This window comes from Qipengyuania marisflavi, assembly GCF_005884405.1.
Classification (GTDB): domain Bacteria; phylum Pseudomonadota; class Alphaproteobacteria; order Sphingomonadales; family Sphingomonadaceae; genus Qipengyuania; species Qipengyuania marisflavi.
In genome coordinates this window covers 453968-472120 of sequence record NZ_VCAO01000003.1, presented here as the reverse complement: position 1 = coordinate 472120, position 18153 = coordinate 453968, and the positions used below count along the sequence as shown (strand labels likewise).

Below are 18153 nucleotides of genomic sequence, written 5' to 3'. Positions count from 1 at the left end.
CGAGGTGTCACCGCCACTGTCGGAAACGCTTCATCCGGCTTACTCTCTGCCGCCGGATATCAGCCGCAAACATCGGACCAAAGCGGTTCCACCACAGCCGGACCGTCTCGTGGCAGATGTCAATTCCGCGTTCGAACAGCAGATCTTCGACGTTGCGGAGCGAAAGCGGAAACCGGACATAGATCAATACGACCGGGCGGATGATGTCGGGCGATGAGTTGAAATAGCGGAAAGGGCTGGCAGGTTTGCGAGATCTGGGCATGTCGCTTGCCCTACCCTGCGACCATCATTTGCCAGCGGGATTAAAGCCGCGCCCTGCTACACGCCCTGCCCCACCCCGCCATCAATCGACCCCAGTGGCCACCAGGGGCCGCCTTCTCGGTTGGCCTTGTGGCGGCCCAGTTCGCGTAGGCAGGTCATGAAAGCGGGTTTGAACATCTCGTCATCCTTGAAGTTCTCGCCCTCGGTGTGCGGGAAAGTGTCGTATTGGTCGGCGCTGGTCAGCATGATCCGGCCATAGGGGTTGTACAGACGCAGCGCCGCGATGGCGCCGATCTCGCTTTCATTGACCAGCAAATCATAGCCGCGCTGGCCATTGCTCAGCGGGCCGGATTTGCTGTTCAGCTCTGGCTCGGGCTTGCGCATGGTCGGGCCGTTGCGCACGACATAGACCGTCGGCGCCGTCTGTTCGTAAGCCTCGGCGAAGTCGCGCGGGGCGAGCGATTTGGTCTTTGCAATGGCTTCGCGCACATCATGGTCGAACAGCGTCATGGCGCGGTCGAAAAAGACCGAGCGGCGCGTGCCGCCATCGTAATAGGTCAGGGCCTTCCCGTTCGAACCCGCCACGCGCAATTGCTGGTTAAAGACCGGCATGGCGCTGGAGGCCATAGTCACTGCCGCCAACCGTACGGCCGCCTGTTCGGGAGACGCGGCGGTACGCGCCAGCGCGCCGATGTCGGCATATTTGAACAACCCGCTATCCGCCTCGACAAACCCGGCGTATCCGGCGATCTTGGCGGCGGCGATGGCTTCGATCAGGCGGTTGTCGCCATCTGGTCGCAGCGCCTCCAAAATCCGCTGACGCAGGGGCGCAGTGCCCGCAGCCGAGCCGAACAGCGGCACTTTGAACAACCCGGAGTGAGCGACGACATCGCTCTCTTTCTCGGGCGAATATCCCCATGCCAGCTGACCCAGCGCGAAGCGGCGAATCTCGGCATCCTGACTGTCATCAAGCGCGACCATCAGCATCATTGTCTGCAGTGATCCGGTGCTGATCCCGGTGATGACCGCCACCCCCGGCAGCGCCATGTCACTGCCGCTGTTCTTGCTCAATTCGCAGAACAGCCCAGCGCCAAAGGCACCCCACTGACCGCCGCCCGACAGCAGCAGGACATTGCCCTGCCGCGCAGCGTCGCCGCCCTTCACGGCATCGCGGATCGAACAGGCGAGCGGATCGTCGGCGCGGCACATCTGCGGTACTTGCGCATCGTGTTGCACATCGCGGATCAGGCGGCCCGGATCGCCGTCGATGACATGGGCTTCAAAGCCCGGACATTCGAAAGTCAGCGCACCGCGGCGAAACACCGACAGCGCCAGCAACAGCCCGCTGATCACCAGCAGCGCCATTGCCGCTGCCCCTGCAAGAAATGCCCCGACCATATCCAATTCTCCCACCTATCCAGTGCGAGAGTGCCAGCGGGCCGGGCATCAAGGCAAGCCTTTCCTGCGGCGCGTCAGCCGTGCGCGCCAAACACATTGGCAATCGCCGCGCCGATGCGCAGGACCAGCGCGTGCGCTTCTTCGATCGGTTCGATGAAGTCGCGCCGGATCGCCGCATAGCCCACACCCTCGCCGCGCGGATATTCGCCCGGTTCATCGACCGCGAAATCAGTCTTGCGCGGGAAGCTGACCGGATAGGCGCGGCGCAGCTGGGCCAGCGCATCGTCGATCCGCAGAGAAAACACCATTTCCAGCACATCGGTGCGGCTGATGTCATTGGCGCGGCTGAATGCGGGGACCGAAACCGCCTTGAGGAAAATATGCTGGAGCAATGCCAGCCGCAGCGCCTGCAATATGCCGATGGTGCGGCGGACATTCTCGCGCGACTGATGCGGCTGCTCGTCAGGGATCAGCGCCAGCAGGCGGTGCAGTTTCAGCGCATCGACCCGCAGCCGCGACGCCATGCGGCGGAACACCCCATTGCGGTCATCGCCGGTAAGGTATTCGGCCAGCGTCTCGCACGCGCGCGCCAGATGCTCCTCTGTGCCGCGATAGGGCCGGCTGGCCCAGTAAGCCGAGTTGAACAGCTCGCCAAACGCCGCAACCGTCTTGATGCTGGCCAGCGCATTGGCGGCGCGCACCAGCCGCACGATCTGCCGCCCGCGCGCGCTTTCGGTCAGCAGCGCGGCGACATCTTCCTCGATACCGTCGGCTGCGCTGCCCACCCCGGCTATGACATTCACCGGATAGCCCAATTGTTGGAGGATGGCGTTGTGCGGGATCGCGCGGATCTGGCGCAAATTCATGTCGCGGTCGGCAGCCAGGTCGGACTGGCGGCGCGAGCGGCGGCTGCCGGTTTCGCTTAGCAGGCCAAGCCCGAAGGCGGTGACGGCGCGCGCATAGGTGCGGCTGGCCAGATGCCCCTGCTGGTGATCCTTGATGGCGCGGTAGAAATCCAGGCTGAGATCCGTGCGGCGATAGAACAGATCGGTAGGGACATCGACATCCGGCTTGGCCGGAGCCAGTTCGGCAATCCGCGTCAGCGTGGCGAGCGCCAGTTCGGGCGTGGCGAAGAACAGATAGCCATCGCCGCCCTGAAAACTCACCTCGGGTTCCAGCCGGATATCGGCCCGCGCAAAGCGTCGCCGCGCCCACGGGCTGAGCGGCCATTCAAGCCGGTCGGCAAAGCCCGAAGGATGCGCGCCGCGCCCCATGCCCTCGCCATGTGTGTCGAAGATCAGCGCGGCCACATCGCTCAGACCGTTGGCCGCCATCGCGCTCGCCAGCCGCCCTTGCAGCCGCTCAATCGCCAGACTTGCGGGGATCTGGCCCACGAACCGCCCCGCGTCGGAAAAGCCGGTCTGGATCGCCACCCTGCCTCTGGCGCGGGCGTAGCTGCGATAGTCATCCTCGGCGAGCAGTGCGTCGAGGAAGCGCCCGCCATGCTCCAACGCCGCCTCAGTCTCGAACAGCGGCGAGATATCAACTTTGTCAGCAATCCCGAAACGCCGCGCGAAATAAAGCGCAGCAAGCATGGTGGCGGGTTGTTCGCATTCCGCCACCAGCATGCGGATCGGGCTGTCGGCATCGACGTGCTTGAAGATCTGCGTCATCACCAGAAACTGGCGCACAGCGGTCGAGCTTTCGATGCCCAGGCTGGCGAAATTGGCGGTGAGCGGCTCTGCCCCCGCCAGCAATTCGCGCAATGCGGCCAGTGCGCCGCGGCTCCCCAGATCCAGCTCGGCACCGCCCGCCATGCGGGTGCGGATCGCATTGTGCAGCTGCTTGGCGTTCACGCGGAAATGAACCCAGCCCATGCCCAGCCCGTCGGCGCGCATGGCCGCTGCCAGCGTGCGCAGGGCAATGGCGCGTTCGGGTAAGGCATCACCCGCCTCGGCCTCGATTGCGGCAATCGTCTGACCCAGTGAGAGCAGCCTGTCCTCGTGATCGGCGGTCAGGCGATTGGCCGCTGCGCTCAGCGCCGCAGGTTCGCTCAAATCGCCGGCAAATTCCTCTGCTGAAACCGCCGCATGCGCTGCCGCGCGTTGCAATCTGCCGAGCAGGGGATGATCGCTGTCGATGGCCTTCAGCGAGCAGGCATAGCTTTCCAGCCGCATGACTTTTTCCGACAGGCGGAAGGCGATCGAGGTGTACCACTTGATATCGGTGCGCCCATCCATGTCGTAACCGACCCAGCTGGCGAAGCGGAATGGCATAGGGGCAAGCTCGCCCCAACGATCAGGCCAGCGCGCCTGCGCCTGAGCGAACACCGATGACACAATCCGGTCGCGCGCCTGCTGCGCATTGCCGATCGCAGACAACGCCTGCGCGTGTTCATAGGGCAAGGTGATAGTGGGCCGCGAGGTGTCCGTGGGGGTCAGCGCCTCCCCCGTCTGGGCCGCATTAGCGACAGCCGCAGTGGCGTCTGGGCCAAGCAGGAATGTGGGGTGCGCGGTAAACACCGCGTGCAGCTGGGGATGCTCCCAATGGGCGCGGAAGGCATCGAACCCGGTATCATTATCGGCAGTCAGCTCGGTCAGGCGGTCTAGCGTCCGAGCAGGCTCGACCAATGCGCCCAGACGCTGCGCACGCGCGGCCAGTCCGGCGGTTTCCAGCTCCTCCACCAGCCCGCCAAGATCGGCCAGCCCGGTCTTCCCCGCCTCGATCCGCCGTGACAGATCAAGCGACAGCTGGAACACCGGATTGAACAGGGGCGTTTCGCTGGTTTGCCGGTGCAACACCCGCAACCGTTCGGCGAGCGCGTCGAGCGTGATGTCTTGCGGCAAATCGGTCACTGTTGTTCCTCGTGGCTGCAGGCGGTGACTTCGCCGTGAAACGCGGCGGCCTGTCAAGGCGGCCGCCCGGCGCACGCCGATGAATACTTATGCGCCGACAAAGCCCCCATCACCCCTGCCTTTGGTCTGGACAGCGCGCATTTGAGCCGCCACCGCTGTGCCAGGAGCGCCGCGAACGGGGCCATAAAACGGGGATTGCAATGAGCGACTGGACCATCGGCATTATCGGCGGCTCGGGCCTGTATGCCATCGACGCGCTGGAAGATGCGCAATGGATCTCGGTGAAATCGCCATGGGGTGAGCCATCGGACAAGATCCTGTGCGGCACCATCGGACATGTCCGCGTCCGTTTCCTGCCGCGTCATGGGCGCGGCCACCGCATCGCCCCGGGCAGCATCAATGCGCGCGCCAATATCGATGCGCTCAAACGTTCGGGCTGCACCGATATTCTGGCGATCAGCGCGGTCGGATCGTTGTCCGAAGAATTGGCGCCGGGCCGCTTTGTCACGGTTGACCAGTTCATCGACAACACCCGGGGCCGCCCCTCCAGCTTCTTCGACAGCGGCTTTGTCGCGCATGTCAGCATGGCCGATCCGGTGTGCGCACGGCTGTCCAAACACGCGGTGCGCGCCGTGGGCAAGGCGGGCGGTGAAGTCACCGATGGCGCAACCTATCTGGCGATGGAGGGGCCGCAATTCTCCACCCGCGCGGAAAGCAAATTGTACCGCCATTGGGGCGCCGAGGTTATCGGCATGACCGGGATGCCCGAGGCCAAATTGGCACGCGAGGCAGAGCTGCCCTACGCGCTACTGGCGATGGTCACCGACTGGGATGCCTGGCGCGATGACGAGGCTGCGGTCGAAGTCGATCAGGTGATCGCGCAGATGCAGGACAATGCCAAACTGGCGCGCAAGGTGGTGGAGGCGTTCTGCAAGGGCCTGCCCAAGAAACGCGCACCATCTCCCATCGACCAGGCGCTGAGCGATGCGGTTATCACTGCGCCGGAACAGCATGACAGCACGCTGATGGCGAAGCTGGACGCTGTGGCGCGGCGTTTGCTTGAACGCGGATGAGCGAGCCGGTCGACCTGCTGGTCGTTGGCGGCGGCATCAATGGCGCGGGCATTGCGCGCGACGCCGCCGGGCGCGGGCTGAGTGTGCTGCTGGTCGAAAAGGACGACCTTGCCTCGCACACTTCGTCCGCCAGCACCAAGCTGGTGCATGGCGGGCTGCGCTATCTGGAGAATTTCGAATTCCGGCTGGTCGCTGAATCGTTGCGCGAGCGCGAAGTGCTGCTGCGCGCCGCACCGCATATCATCTGGCCGCTGCGCTTTGTCATGCCGCACGAACCCGAAATGCGGCCCAAGTGGATGCTGCGGCTGGGGCTGGCCTTTTATGACCGGCTGGGCGGCCCGCGCAGCCTGCCCGGATCGCACGGCGTCGATTTGCGCCAGCCGCCGCATCGCGGGGTGTTGCAGGAACGGCTGGTCAAGGGCTTCGAATATTCCGACTGCTGGGTCGAGGATTCGCGGTTGGTGGTGCTGACCGCAATGGATGCGAAGGAACGCGGCGCGACCATCCTGACCCGCACCGAATGCACTGATCTGGACCGTTCGGGAGAGCACTGGCGCGCCACCTTGCGTGATGCCAGCGGCGAACGTGTCATCACCGCGCGCGCAGTGATCAATGCGGCGGGGCCGTTTGTCGATCAAGTGGCCAAAACCGCGCTGGGCAGCGGCACGCCCGCGCATTTGCGGCTGGTCAAGGGCAGCCACATCATCGTGCCGCGCGCCTTTGCCGGTGAGCATGCCTATATCTTCCAGCAGCCCGATAAGCGGATCGTATTCGCCATCCCGTATGAGCGTGATTTCACGCTGATCGGCACCACCGATATGCTGTTCGAAGGCGATCTCGACGCGGTGACAATCTCGGCTGAGGAGCGCGATTATCTGCGCGCCGCCGCCTCGCGCTATTTCCGCAGCGGAATTGCCGAAGACGAGATCGTGCACAGCTTTGCCGGGGTGCGCCCGCTCTATGAAGACCATTCGGCGAAAAACTCGACCGTCACGCGCGACTATGTGTTCGAAGTCGACGCCGACGATGGCGCGCCGATCCTGTCGGTCTATGGCGGTAAGATCACCACCTATCGCCAGTTGGCGCAGCATGCGCTGGCGAAGCTTGGCAAGCACCTCCCAATTCCCGGCACAGAATGGACCGCGCAGGCGCCGCTCCCCGGCGGCGACATGACAGATGGCGATTTTTCGCGCTTTCTGTGGGAAGCCAGCGAAAATTATCGCTGGGCGCCGCCAGAGATGCTCCAGCGGCTGGCGCGCGCCTACGGCACGCGGATCGAAGCGATATTGGGCGGGGCGAGCGGGCTGGGCGATCTGGGCGTGTTTTTCGGGCGTGATCTGTATTCGGCAGAGCTGGAATACCTCATCGCCCACGAATTTGCGCGCACCGCCGAGGACGCATTGTGGCGGCGCAGCAAGCTGGGCCTGCATCTCGGTGCAGAGACGATTTCCGCGGTTGAGGACTGGTTCGCCGCGCGCTTTGCTTGATCGGACAGGCGCGCGGGTCCAAGGGGCCAAAAGGCCCTCCCCAGGACGAATCATATGGCATTGAACGACCCTTCCTCCGCCCTGTCCCGCGCCGATCTGCGCGCCCAATATCGCGCGGAAGAAAACGCCTGCGTCGAGCAGCGCATGGCGCAGGCGGCGCCTGCTACGGCCAAGCACGCCGAAGCGGCGGCGCTGGCCAGCGAACTGATCGAACACGCCCGCACCCGCAAGGCGAGCGGGCTTGATGCTTTCCTCCAGCAATATGGCCTTGCGACCGATGAGGGCATCGCGCTGATGTGTCTGGCCGAAGCGCTTCTGCGCGTGCCCGATGCCGCCACCGCCGATGTGCTGATCCGTGACAAGATCGGCGATATCGACTGGTCCGAGCATCTGGGCGCATCCAGCTCCACCTTCGTCAACGCCGCGACATTTTCGCTAATGCTGACAGGCGAAGTGCTTGAACGCCCCGAACAGGCGCAGCAGGGCATGGGCAAGACGCTTAAGCGGGCTATCGGGCGCGTCGGAGAGCCAGTGATTCGCAAGGCCACATTGCAGGCCATGAAGATTCTGGGCGGCCAGTTCGTGTTTGGGCGCACCATCGAAGAAGCCATGAAGCGGGCTGCACCAGAACGCGCCAAGGGTCTGACGCACAGCTTCGATATGCTGGGTGAAGCAGCGATGACGTTCGAGGATGCCGAACGGTACCGCGTCAGTTACGAACGCGCGATCGAACGGCTGGCGCGCGAGGCCGCCGCGGGCGTGTATGCATCACCGGGCATTTCGGTGAAACTGTCGGCACTGCACCCCAAATACACTTTCCTCCACGCGGAAAAGACCGCCGCCGAACTGGTCCCGATCCTTCGCGGGCTGGCGGGCAAGGCGCGTGATGCGAACATCCATTTCACCATCGACGCCGAAGAGGCCGAACGGCTGGAATTATCGATGGATATCATCGAAGTACTGGCGCGCGACGACAGCCTGTTCACCCGCGAGGATGGCAGCCGCTGGACCGGCTTCGGGCTGGCCATCCAGGCCTATCAGAAGCGCGCAGTCGCACTGTGCGAATGGACCGCCGCGCTGGCGCGCCAGCATGACCGGCGGTTTTTCGTGCGGCTGGTCAAGGGCGCTTACTGGGATACCGAAATCAAGCTGAGCCAGGTTGGCGGGTTTGATGACTTCCCGGTTTTCACCCGCAAGCTGGCAACCGATGTCAGCTATCTTGCATGCGCCGAGGTGCTGCTGGCCGCTGATGATGCGATCTACCCCGCTTTTGCGACGCACAACGCCTATACGGTGGGTGCGGTGAAGGCGCTGGCTGCCGCTGACGGCAAGGTTCAGACCGCCAAGGCGTTCGAATTCCAGCGCCTGCACGGCATGGGCGAAGATGTGTATGGCGCGCTGGCCAGTGTGGAAGGCAATGCGCGCACCCCTGTGCGGATTTACGCGCCGGTTGGCACGCATAAGGACTTGCTAGCCTATCTGGTGCGCCGCCTGCTCGAAAATGGCGCCAACAGCTCGTTCGTCAACCGTATGGCTGATGCCAATGTGCCTGTTAGCGAGCTGGTGACCGATCCAGTGGCGGACCTCACGGTGCTGGATCCCAAGCGCAATCCCGCGATCCCGCTGCCGCGCGACATTTTCCCGAACCGCCCCAATTCTGCCGGTGTCGATCTGGCCGATCCGCTGGTGCTGGTGCCGTTGATGGAACGGCTCGAAAAACTGGAAGACGTGCGCTTCCATGCCGAGCCGACCTTCATGTCGGGCGCCGAGGGCGAAATCGCGCCGATTACCAAGCCGCACCATCTTGATGTCGAAGTCGGTACAAGGCGGGACGCATTGCCGTTCGAGGTTGAGGAGGCGATTACCCGCGCCGACGCAATCCAGCCGGGTTGGAATGCGCTGGGCGGTGTCCGCCGCGCCTTGCTGCTCGACGCTGCTGCCGATGCGTTCGAAGCGCATACCGACGAAATCCTGAGCCTGTGCCAGCGCGAGGCCGGCAAGACGCTGGTCGATGCCGTTCTGGAACTGCGCGAAGCGGTCGATTTCCTGCGCTATTACGCCAATGAAGCGCGCCGCCTGTTTGCCGCCCCGCTGATGCTCCCCGGCCCGACTGGCGAGGAGAACCGGCTGAGCCTTGCCGGGCGCGGCGTGTTCGCCACGATCAGCCCGTGGAACTTCCCGCTGGCAATTTTCATCGGTCCCCCTGCCGCCGCTCTGGCCGCAGGCAATACGGTGGTCGCCAAGCCTGCCGAACAGACCCCGCTGATCGCCGCGCTAGCGGTCAAACTATGCCATCAGGCAGGTATCCCGGAAGATGTCTTCCAACTGCTGCCCGGCGCAGGCGATGTGGGCGAGATCATCACTTCGGACCCGCGCGTCGCCGGGGTTGCCTTCACCGGATCGACCCAGACGGCGCAGGCGATCAATCGCAGTCTGGCCGCGCGCGAAGGGCCGATTGCCACATTCATCGCCGAAACCGGCGGCCAGAATGCGATGATCGTCGATTCCACCGCGCTGCCCGAACAGGTGACGCGCGATGTGGTGGCATCAGCTTTCCAGAGCGCGGGCCAGCGCTGCTCGGCGCTGCGCGTACTGTATATTCAGGACGATGTTGCTGACGGGATGCTGGCAATGATCCGCGGTGCCTTCGAAGCGCTGACCATTGGCGATCCAGAACTGCTGGCCACCGAAGTCGGCCCGGTTATCGATCCCGATGCCAGGGCGGCGCTGGAACGCCATGTCGCACGCCGCCAAAAGGCGGGGCGGTCAGTGATACGGCGCAAGCTGTCGCGCACCCTGTCAGATGGCTGTTTCGTCGCCCCCACTCTTATCGAGATGGATTCCATCCTCGATCTGAAGCGTGAAAACTTCGGCCCGATCCTGCACGTCGTGCGATACCGAGCGGCGGATTTGCCGCAGGTTGTGGCGGATATCAACGCCACCGGCTTTGGCCTGACGCTGGGCCTGCACAGCCGGCTGGAAGGCACACGCGAATATGTCGAGCGGCACGCGCGGGTCGGCAATTTCTACGTCAATCGCAACCAGATCGGCGCAGTGGTGGAAAGCCAGCCGTTCGGCGGCGAAGGTATGTCGGGCACGGGCCCCAAGGCAGGCGGGCCGCATTATGTGGCGCGCTTTGCCACCGAACGGGTGGTGTGCATCGACACCACGGCAGCCGGCGGAAATGCCACACTTCTAGCCAGTTAGGCCCACAGGTTCTTCGCAAGTTCATGTTCGCGCGCTATGGAGCCGGTATGCAGCTATTCCGGATTCTCTTCGCCGTCCTTGCGCTTTCGTTTGCCACCGCAGCGCAGGCCGATGTTCGCATCACCTTTCACAGCTTCAATGGCTCGGTGCTGATGGGCCGTTATCCGCACACCTTTGTGTCGATGATCGGAACCCTGGATGATGGCACCAGAGTGAAGGAAAATTACGGCTTCTCGGCCAAGAAAACCAGCGCGGCGATCCTGCGCGGTCCGGTCGAACACATGATTCTGGTCGAAAAGGACAAGTGGCTGGAAAATACCAACCGCCACTTCACGCTGACCATCGATGATGCGAAATATCGCGAAGTGAAGGCCGAGGTCGAGCGTTGGCGAAATGCGCCGGGTGCCTATTATGATCTGAAAACCCGCAATTGCATTCACTTCGTCGGTTCGCTGGCCCGCATCGTTGGCGTCAGGGTCGAATATCCCGACGATATGCTGCGGCGGCCCAAGGCGTGGCTCAACCATGTGACCGGTCTCAACCCGAAACTCGGCGCAAAACCCATCGATTAGCGGATAAGCCCTACTGCGGCGCTTGCCCCCGCAGGCTGGCTGGGGGATCACGGGCACATGGCGATTCTCTCCGACAAATGGATCCGCGAAGCGGCGACGACACGCGGCATGATTGAACCCTTCGTCGAGGCGCAGCGCCGCGAAGGATGCATCTCCTACGGCCTCAGCTCCTATGGCTATGACGCGCGGGTGGCGGACGATTTCAAGATCTTCACCAATGTCGACAGCGCAGTGGTCGATCCCAAGGATTTCGCCGCCAACAGCTTTGTTGATCGCAAGACCGATGTTTGCGTCATCCCGCCCAACAGCTTCGCACTGGCCCGCACCATCGAATATTTCCGTGTGCCCGAAGACGTGCTGGTGATCTGCCTGGGCAAAAGCACCTATGCGCGCTGCGGCATTATCGTGAATGTCACCCCGCTCGAACCGGGCTGGGAAGGGCATGTGACGCTGGAGTTTTCCAACACCACCCCGCTCCCCGCCAAAATTTATGCCAATGAAGGCGCATGCCAGTTCCTGTTCCTGCAAGGCAATGAACGCTGCGAAACCAGCTACAAGGACCGCGCGGGCAAATATATGGGCCAGCGCGGGGTCACGCTGCCGCGGCTTTAGGGATGTGGGATCAGGCGTGCTGGCACAGATAGAAGGCGGGTGATGGGCTTTGTCCCACCAGCCCCGCTCCCCCTGCCGTAACGTCTTTGACACGCACCGCGTGGGGGCGCACATCTTCTGACCAACAGGAGATGCATGCATGACCAAGGACACTGCCGAATTTGATATCGTCGTTTACGGGGCCACCGGATACACCGGACGCCTTGTGGCCGAACATTTCGTGCGTGAATATGGCGGGAAGGCAAATGCGCCGAAATGGGCGATGGCGGGGCGCAGCAAGGACAAGCTGGAGGAAGTACGCGCCGAAATCGGGGCGCCTGCCGACACGCCGCTGGTGGTGGCCGACGCCAGCGATCCTGCCAGTCTGGACGCCATGTGCCACCGCACCCGCGTGGTGCTGACCACGGTGGGGCCATACCAGCTTTACGGCGATGCCCTGGTCGAAGCCTGCGCGCGCAGCGGCACCGATTATGCCGATCTGTGCGGCGAGCCGACGTGGATGCACGAAATGATCACTGCGCATCACGAAACCGCGAAGAAGAGCGGCGCGCGGATCAGTTTCTCATCGGGCTTTGATTCGATCCCGTTCGATCTGGGCGTGCTGATGTTGCAAAAAGAGGCGAAGCAGCGCCACGGCAGCCCTGCGCCGCGCGTAAAATGCCGCATCCGCGCTATGAAGGGCACATGGTCGGGCGGCACTGCGGCCAGCGCGACCCAGACGATGAAGGCCGCGGCACGGAACCCGAAACTGCTGGGTCTGCTGCGCGATCCCTTCAGCCTGACTCCCGGTTTTGAAGGGCCTGACCAGCCTTCCGGCATGATCCCGCGTTACGAGGACGAGCTGGGCAAATGGACCGCGCCATTCGTCATGGCGACGATTAACACCAAAAACGTCCACCGCACCAATTTCCTGCGCGGTTTTCCCTATGGCGAGGATTTTCGCTATGACGAGATGGTGCTGACCAGCCCCGGCGATGCGGGCAAGGCCGCTGCCAATGCGCTGGTCGAACTGGTCAAGAACCCGTTCGGTGCCAAACCGCCCAAGCCGGGCGAAGGACCCAACCGCGAAGAGCGTGAGAAGGGTTTCTACGACGTGCTGTTCGTAGGGGAATGGCCCGACGGCAAGCGGCTGCATTACGGTGTGAAGGGCCGCTATGATCCGGGATATGGCTCCACCAGCCGGATGCTGGGCGAAACCGGCATCGCGCTGCTCGATTGCAAGGCAGAAGGCGGCATCGGCACACCGGGTTCGTTCCTGGGCGAAGCGCTGGTCAAACGGCTGCGCGATCATGCCGAACTGACCTTCGCCGTCGAGGAGTAAGGAACCCGCGCGGCAAGTGGGCAGTTCTACCGTGTAAGACTTCAGGGGAGAGCAAAAATGGCAACCATTGCAGCAATTATCGGACGCATTCTGATCGGCGTCCTGTTCATCATCGCCGGACTGGGCAAGGTGATGGATCCGGCAGGCACGGCGCAGTATATGGAAGCCAGCTCTCCCTTCCCCGGAAGTCTGGCGCTGGGCGTGGGCATTTTTGAAATCGCTGCCGGACTGGTGCTGGCCAGCGGCTTCATGACCCGGATCGCCTCACTGGCGCTGATCGGTTTTACGGCCCTTGCGACATTGTTCTTTCACAGCAAGGTGACCGACCCCGCAGTGGCGGCGATGGCGCTCAAGAACCTCGCGGTGATCGGCGGATTGCTAATGGTGTTCGCTTATGGCCAGATGCGCGGGCGGATGGATGTGATCGAAGAACGCGCCAAGCGGCTCGATGCCGAAGTGCGCGCCGCCCATGCCGAGGGCAAGGCAGAAGGCGCAACCACCGTCGCCGCCCAGCCGGTCACACCTGTTGTGGCTGAGCCGGTTGCTGCGGAGCCGGTAGCCCCCCGTCCGGTTGCGGTCAAGCCAGTGGTCGACCGCGATGGCGATGGCCGTCCGGACTAGAAGCTTACCCGCACACTCGCGCTGAAATTGCGGCCTGCCAATGGGACGAAATCCTTGGTGAAGCTGGCATGGCGGCGGCCGCTGACGTCGAAGATATTGTCGGCCTTCAGCACCACGCTGACCATGTCATTGCCGCGAACCGGCCGCCAGGTGACCAGCGCGTTGACGAAGGTAAAGCCATCGGTGCGGGTTTCCAGCGGGGCCACTCGGTCCTGTTTGGCGGTCCATTCCGCCTCCACCCGCGCGTCGAAGGCGGCGGTCTGCGCCTCCAGCCCGGCGGTTAGGCTGAGCGGCGGGATACGCGGCACTGGCAAGCCATCGTCCAACTCGGCATGGATATAATCGCCCTGCAAATCGAGCACTAGCGAAAGCGGATCACGGTCGAGGAACGCCCAGCTAACCTCGCCCTCCAGCCCGCTATAAGTTGCGCCGGCCTGACGATAGGCGAACACTGGCAGGCCATCTTCCACACCGCCGGTTGCGGCCTGATAGATGTAATCATTAAACCAGCTGCGGAACGCCGCCAGGCTGAAAGTGATCGGCCCGGCGCGACCACGGGCATAAGCCTCTGCGCCCCACGCTTTTTCCGTGACCAAATTCAGATCACCGATTTCAAAGGCCTGTGTCGCGATATGCGCGCCATTGGGCAGCAATTCCTCGGCACTGGGCGCGCGTTCGGCGCGTGACACGTTGACGCCAAAGCGGATGCCGCCCGTCGTTTCATAGGACAGCCCCAGCGCGCCAGAGAACGCCTCGAAACTGCGCGCATAACCAATCGATACCGCATCGATACGGGTGGTTTCAAACCGCGCCGCGGCCTCGACCTCGACCGGGCCGTTGCCAAATTCTTGCAAGGCGAAAACTGCGAACTGGTTGGTGCGATTGGGGGCGATATAGGCTTCTTCGCCAGTGGCCGCGAAATCGCGGAAATAATACTGGCTACCAAACGATCCACGCCAGCCGCCGCGATCGGCCTGTTCGAAAGTCAGGCGGCCTTCGATGCCCTGAACGTCGAACACGGTCCCGGTTTCGGCGCCTTCGAATTCGGTATGCGTGTAATCGCTGAACCCGGCGCGCAGAGTCATGCGGCGCAGGAAGCCGGTACCAAGGTCAAGCTCGCTGCGGGCATCGGCGCGCAATTGGTGGAGGGCGATGGAGACATCCTCCTCGCCGCCGGGACGCGCGGGGATGCCATATGCGGTGTCATAAACACCCACCGAAGCTCCCAGATTGCTGTCGCCGCGGAACAGCGCAAAGCCGCCGTTGAACGTATAGGTCTCGGTCGCGCTATTGGGCACCGTGCCGCGATTGAGCGCCGCCGTGCGCAGCTCGTCCGCCGCCTCGGCATCGCCGCTGGCGACCAGCGCATCGGCCTGACGCAGCAAACGCGCGCGCAGCACGCGCGCGACCTGATAGCCGGCAATCTCAAGATCATTGCTGGTGTGATACGATCCGTCGAAATGCACCACCAGACCACCGCCCAGCGGTACATCAACCGACGCCCCGGCCTCGCGCAGATCGGACGCGGTGTCGCCCAGCAGCATCGCGTCGACATGGACAGCCTCTGCCGGGACGCGGCGCGGGATGCGCTTGTCGATAACATTGACCGCGCCGCCAATGGCCGAACTGCCATACAGCATCACCGCAGGCCCGCGCAGCACTTCGATCCGCTCAGCCGTCAGCGGGTCGATGGTGACCGCATGGTCAGCCGAAGTGTTGGAGATATCGATCGAGCCCAGCCCATCGACCAGCACTCGCACACGCTCGCCAGAAAAACCGCGCAGCACCGGGCGGGAAGCACCGGGGGAAAAGCCGGTCGCCGAAACGCCGGGCAATCCGGCCAGCACATCGCCGATCTGACTCGCCGCATTCTGTTGCAGCTCACTGCCTTCCATGACCGATGTCCCGGCCAGCAGATCCATTTGCTTGAGGCCATGCCCTTGCACCACGATCTGGCCCGTGGGGTTTACGCGGCGATCATGCAGATCATCCTCAACCGGGTCATCCTCCACCGGCGCCTTGGTGGCTGGCTTGTCGGGCGCGGGCTGCGCCTCCTGCGCCGCCACAGGCGCGGCCATGACCAGCGCCAGCATAGAAAGAGAGGCGGAGAGGCCGCCGTGAAGAGAGAGAGCAGGATACAACATTACCTGCGCATGTAGACCGCCGCTGCTGTCATGCAAGTGAACATCGTGCGATGATGGGGAAATGCCGACAAACTGCTATCGCAGAGCGGCCAGCTGCACACCCGCCGGCCCCGCGCGATCATGTCGCGCGGGGCCGGCCGGTAATGCTGGAAAATGGAGCGGGCGAGGCGATTCGAACGCCCGACCCCAACCTTGGCAAGGTTGTGCTCTACCCCTGAGCTACGCCCGCTCACTGACGCCCCGGACCCGTACGTTCCGGTGGGGAGGCGCGCGATTAGCAGCGACCTTGTTATCCCGCAAGCCCAAAGATTGCCGATCTGTCCAAGCGCGCCTCTGGCCCTTGCTCATGCGCGCGCGGGGCTTCACAATACCGCCGCGCACCCCACATGGGCCGCAGCACACTTCCCCGATTGAAAGGCGATAAACATTGGCAAGCATGGGTCTTAGCATCGACGAACAGAAAGCTGTCGACCGGTTCCGCACCAACGTGGTCGAGCCTTCGATGACAAAGCTCGTGATTCTGGACTTTTATGCCGATTGGTGCGGCCCGTGCAAAGCGCTGACGCCGATGCTGGAAAAGGTCGCGGCGGAATATGCCGACAAAGGCGTGATACTCGCCAAGATCGACGTCGATGCCGACAAATTCGTGGCCGCACAGTTCCAGGTGCAATCCATCCCCACCGTATATGCGATGTTTCAGGGCCAGCCGGTTGCCGATCTGACGCCGATGCGCAGCGAATCGCAATTGAAGCAGACGATTGACCAGCTGCTGACGCAATTGCCCATTGGTGAAGGTGCCGCAGCAGCCGATGCCGGTCCAGATGTCGCGCAATTAGTGGCGATGGGCGACGAAACGCTGGCGGGCGGCGATGCTGAACGCGCAGCGGGTATTTTTGCTCAAATTATCGAAATGACGCCGGACAATGCGGCTGCGCAGGCGGGGCTGGTGCGCGCATTGGCGCAGGCCGGCCATGTCGAGCAGGCGCAGGCGGCACTGGCCGCCGCCGAGGCCAATCCCGCGCTGGCGGACGACCCCCTGCTGGCGCAGGCCAGATCCGCGCTCGAACTGGCGGGCAACCGTGTTGACGATGGCGAACTGGCGGCGCTGCGTGACAAGGCGCAGGCCGATCCCGCCGATATGGCGGCGCGCTATGCCTATGCCGAGGCCGCGTTTGCGGGCGGCGACCGCGAGAGCGCAGGCACAGAGCTGCTGGCCATGTTCACCGCCGATCGCGAATGGAACGATGGCGCGGCCAAGGCCAAGCTGCTCCAGATTTTCGAAGCTGTGGGGATGGAAGACCCGTGGGTTGTGGCCACCCGCCGCCAGTTGTCCCGGCTGCTGTTCGGTTGAGCGGCACGGTGCCGAAACGGCTCTCTATCTTTCCGCTGCCCGGCGCAATCCTGTTTCCGGGGCTGCAATTGCCACTGCACGTGTTCGAACCGCGTTACCGCGAACTGGTGGGTAGCGCGCTGGCCAAGGATCGCCAGATCGCCATGATCCAGCCGCAGCGCGGCGGTGACGGCGCCCCGCTCTATAATGTCGGCTGTATCGGCAAGATCGATGATGTCGAAGCGCTGGAGGACGGGCGGTACAATATTGTGCTGGAGGGTGTGTCACGGTTTCGCCTGCTGCGCGAACTGGACGTGACCACCGCCTTTCGCCAGGTCGAAGGCGAATTGATCACCGATGTGCAGGACGAGGTTCTGTCCTCTGTCGAGCGCGGCAATTTCGAGTTTGAAGCGCGGCGCTTTGCCGATCTTCAGGGCTATTCGGTGGATTGGGATTCGGTCGAACGACTCGATGACGAAACGCTGATCAACGGCGTGGCCCAGATTGCACCGTTCGATGCTGCATCAAAACAGGCACTGCTGGAAGCGCCGGGGCTGGCACAGCGGTGTGAATTGATGGTCCAGCTGATGCAGTTCTACGGCTTCCGCGACGACGGCGAGGAAATCGTCACGCTGCAATAGCGGTCATATTCCGAAGCTGTTTTTCAGCCCGTCGATCACATATTGCGCCGCCAGAGCGGCCAGCAGCACGCCCAGCAGGCGGGTGATAACCGCCTCCACCCGGTCGCCGAACAGCCGCATCAGCGGACCGGCAGCAATCAGCGCCAGCATGGTCAGCACCAGCACCGCGCCCAGCGCGCCAAGGATGACCACCGTCTGCTCGGTCCCTTCGGCCTCGTTCATCAGAAGCATGATTGCGGCAATTGCGCCCGGTCCGGCCAGCATCGGCATGGCCATGGGGAAGACAGAAACATCCTCTACCTCAGGCGTCAGCGCCACCTTTTCGGCGCGCTCTTCACGGCGCTGGGTGCGTTTCTCGAAGACCATTTCAAACGCAATCCAGAACAACATCATCCCGCCGGCAATGCGGAAACTGTCGAGCTCGATATGCAAAGCGCCTAAGAGCCCCTCACCGAACAGCGCGAAAATCACCAAGATGATCGCCGCAATGAACGTCGCACGGATCGCCATATTGCGCCGCTGCGCCTGATTGGCACCCTTGGTCAGGCCCGCATAAATCGGCGCGCAACCGGGCGGGTCGATCACCACGAACAGCGTGATGAAGGCGGAAATGAACAGCTGAGTCATCATC

At 63.3% G+C, this 18153-nt stretch carries 13 protein-coding genes, 1 tRNA gene and 1 pseudogene; 9 read left to right on the top strand and 6 right to left on the bottom strand.

Translation table 11 applies throughout. The annotated features are described in order from the left end of the window. Window positions 1-10: 10 nt before the first annotated feature. The 3 genes and pseudogenes from FEV51_RS13345 to FEV51_RS09300 form a co-directional block, all read right to left on the bottom strand. Window positions 11-262, bottom strand: a pseudogene (locus tag FEV51_RS13345) (IS6 family transposase); the annotation flags it as partial. A gap of 56 nt (window positions 263-318) precedes the next feature. Continuing rightward, window positions 319-1659: a patatin-like phospholipase family protein gene (locus FEV51_RS09305; protein ID WP_138618146.1), complete on the bottom strand. Its 1341-nt coding sequence runs from the start codon at window positions 1657-1659 to the stop codon at window positions 319-321. A gap of 74 nt (window positions 1660-1733) precedes the next feature. Continuing rightward, window positions 1734-4514: a phosphoenolpyruvate carboxylase gene (locus tag FEV51_RS09300; protein ID WP_246034506.1), complete on the bottom strand. Its 2781-nt coding sequence runs from the start codon at window positions 4512-4514 to the stop codon at window positions 1734-1736. A 200-nt stretch (window positions 4515-4714) separates the two neighbouring features. On the opposite strand from FEV51_RS09300, the gene mtnP reads away from it, so the two are divergent. From mtnP to FEV51_RS09265, 7 genes are all read left to right on the top strand, one after another. Beyond that, window positions 4715-5587, top strand: a complete 873-nt coding sequence (mtnP, locus tag FEV51_RS09295) for an S-methyl-5'-thioadenosine phosphorylase (RefSeq protein ID WP_138618145.1) — start codon at window positions 4715-4717, stop codon at window positions 5585-5587. Further along, the gene (gene glpD / locus FEV51_RS09290; protein ID WP_138618143.1) at window positions 5584-7074 is read left to right on the top strand and encodes a glycerol-3-phosphate dehydrogenase; all 1491 of its coding nucleotides are present in this window, start codon (window positions 5584-5586) and stop codon (window positions 7072-7074) included. The genes mtnP and glpD overlap by 4 nt, the downstream gene beginning before the upstream one ends. A 54-nt stretch (window positions 7075-7128) precedes the next feature. Continuing rightward, window positions 7129-10281, top strand: a complete 3153-nt coding sequence (putA, locus tag FEV51_RS09285) for a bifunctional proline dehydrogenase/L-glutamate gamma-semialdehyde dehydrogenase PutA (RefSeq protein ID WP_138618140.1) — start codon at window positions 7129-7131, stop codon at window positions 10279-10281. 47 nt (window positions 10282-10328) lie between these two features. After that, entirely contained in the window at window positions 10329-10853 is a 525-nt protein-coding gene (locus FEV51_RS09280; RefSeq protein WP_138618138.1) for a hypothetical protein, read from the top strand. A 57-nt stretch (window positions 10854-10910) separates the two neighbouring features. Further along, entirely contained in the window at window positions 10911-11465 is a 555-nt protein-coding gene (gene dcd / locus FEV51_RS09275; RefSeq protein ID WP_138618135.1) for a dCTP deaminase, read from the top strand. A gap of 139 nt (window positions 11466-11604) precedes the next feature. Further along, complete coding sequence (locus FEV51_RS09270) at window positions 11605-12786, top strand: saccharopine dehydrogenase family protein (protein ID WP_138618133.1); 1182 nt, start codon at window positions 11605-11607, stop codon at window positions 12784-12786. A 57-nt stretch (window positions 12787-12843) separates the two neighbouring features. Further along, a complete protein-coding gene (locus FEV51_RS09265; RefSeq protein WP_138618131.1) occupies window positions 12844-13407 on the top strand; it encodes a DoxX family protein in 564 nt (187 codons plus the stop codon). On the opposite strand, the gene FEV51_RS09260 is transcribed toward FEV51_RS09265, so the two are convergent. Then, window positions 13404-15551: a TonB-dependent receptor gene (locus FEV51_RS09260; RefSeq protein WP_138618129.1), complete on the bottom strand. Its 2148-nt coding sequence runs from the start codon at window positions 15549-15551 to the stop codon at window positions 13404-13406. The genes FEV51_RS09265 and FEV51_RS09260 overlap by 4 nt on opposite strands. A gap of 154 nt (window positions 15552-15705) precedes the next feature. Beyond that, a tRNA-Gly gene (locus tag FEV51_RS09255) sits at window positions 15706-15780 on the bottom strand. Window positions 15781-15987: 207 nt separating this feature from the next. Here FEV51_RS09255 and FEV51_RS09250 point away from each other — a divergent pair. Both FEV51_RS09250 and FEV51_RS09245 read left to right on the top strand, forming a co-directional pair. After that, entirely contained in the window at window positions 15988-16902 is a 915-nt protein-coding gene (locus FEV51_RS09250; RefSeq protein WP_138618127.1) for a tetratricopeptide repeat protein, read from the top strand. Window positions 16903-16910: 8 nt separating this feature from the next. Next, window positions 16911-17522: an LON peptidase substrate-binding domain-containing protein gene (locus FEV51_RS09245; RefSeq protein WP_246034505.1), complete on the top strand. Its 612-nt coding sequence runs from the start codon at window positions 16911-16913 to the stop codon at window positions 17520-17522. A 3-nt stretch (window positions 17523-17525) separates the two neighbouring features. On the opposite strand, the gene FEV51_RS09240 is transcribed toward FEV51_RS09245, so the two are convergent. Next, window positions 17526-18149 carry a MarC family protein gene (locus FEV51_RS09240; RefSeq protein WP_138618249.1) on the bottom strand — a complete coding sequence of 208 codons (624 nt, stop codon included), beginning with the start codon at window positions 18147-18149 and terminating at the stop codon, window positions 17526-17528. Window positions 18150-18153: the final 4 nt, after the last annotated feature.

Coding starts and splice junctions, on each gene's coding strand:
- dcd (WP_138618135.1), top strand. CDS start 10,911: ATGGCGATTCTCTCCGACAAATGGATCCGCGAAGCGGCGACGACACGC.
- FEV51_RS09280 (WP_138618138.1), top strand. CDS start 10,329: ATGCAGCTATTCCGGATTCTCTTCGCCGTCCTTGCGCTTTCGTTTGCC.
- FEV51_RS09260 (WP_138618129.1), bottom strand. CDS start 15,551: ATGTTGTATCCTGCTCTCTCTCTTCACGGCGGCCTCTCCGCCTCTCTT.
- FEV51_RS09250 (WP_138618127.1), top strand. CDS start 15,988: ATGGGTCTTAGCATCGACGAACAGAAAGCTGTCGACCGGTTCCGCACC.
- glpD (WP_138618143.1), top strand. CDS start 5,584: ATGAGCGAGCCGGTCGACCTGCTGGTCGTTGGCGGCGGCATCAATGGC.
- FEV51_RS09240 (WP_138618249.1), bottom strand. CDS start 18,149: ATGACTCAGCTGTTCATTTCCGCCTTCATCACGCTGTTCGTGGTGATC.
- putA (WP_138618140.1), top strand. CDS start 7,129: ATGGCATTGAACGACCCTTCCTCCGCCCTGTCCCGCGCCGATCTGCGC.
- mtnP (WP_138618145.1), top strand. CDS start 4,715: ATGAGCGACTGGACCATCGGCATTATCGGCGGCTCGGGCCTGTATGCC.
- FEV51_RS09270 (WP_138618133.1), top strand. CDS start 11,605: ATGACCAAGGACACTGCCGAATTTGATATCGTCGTTTACGGGGCCACC.
- FEV51_RS09265 (WP_138618131.1), top strand. CDS start 12,844: ATGGCAACCATTGCAGCAATTATCGGACGCATTCTGATCGGCGTCCTG.
- FEV51_RS09305 (WP_138618146.1), bottom strand. CDS start 1,659: ATGGTCGGGGCATTTCTTGCAGGGGCAGCGGCAATGGCGCTGCTGGTG.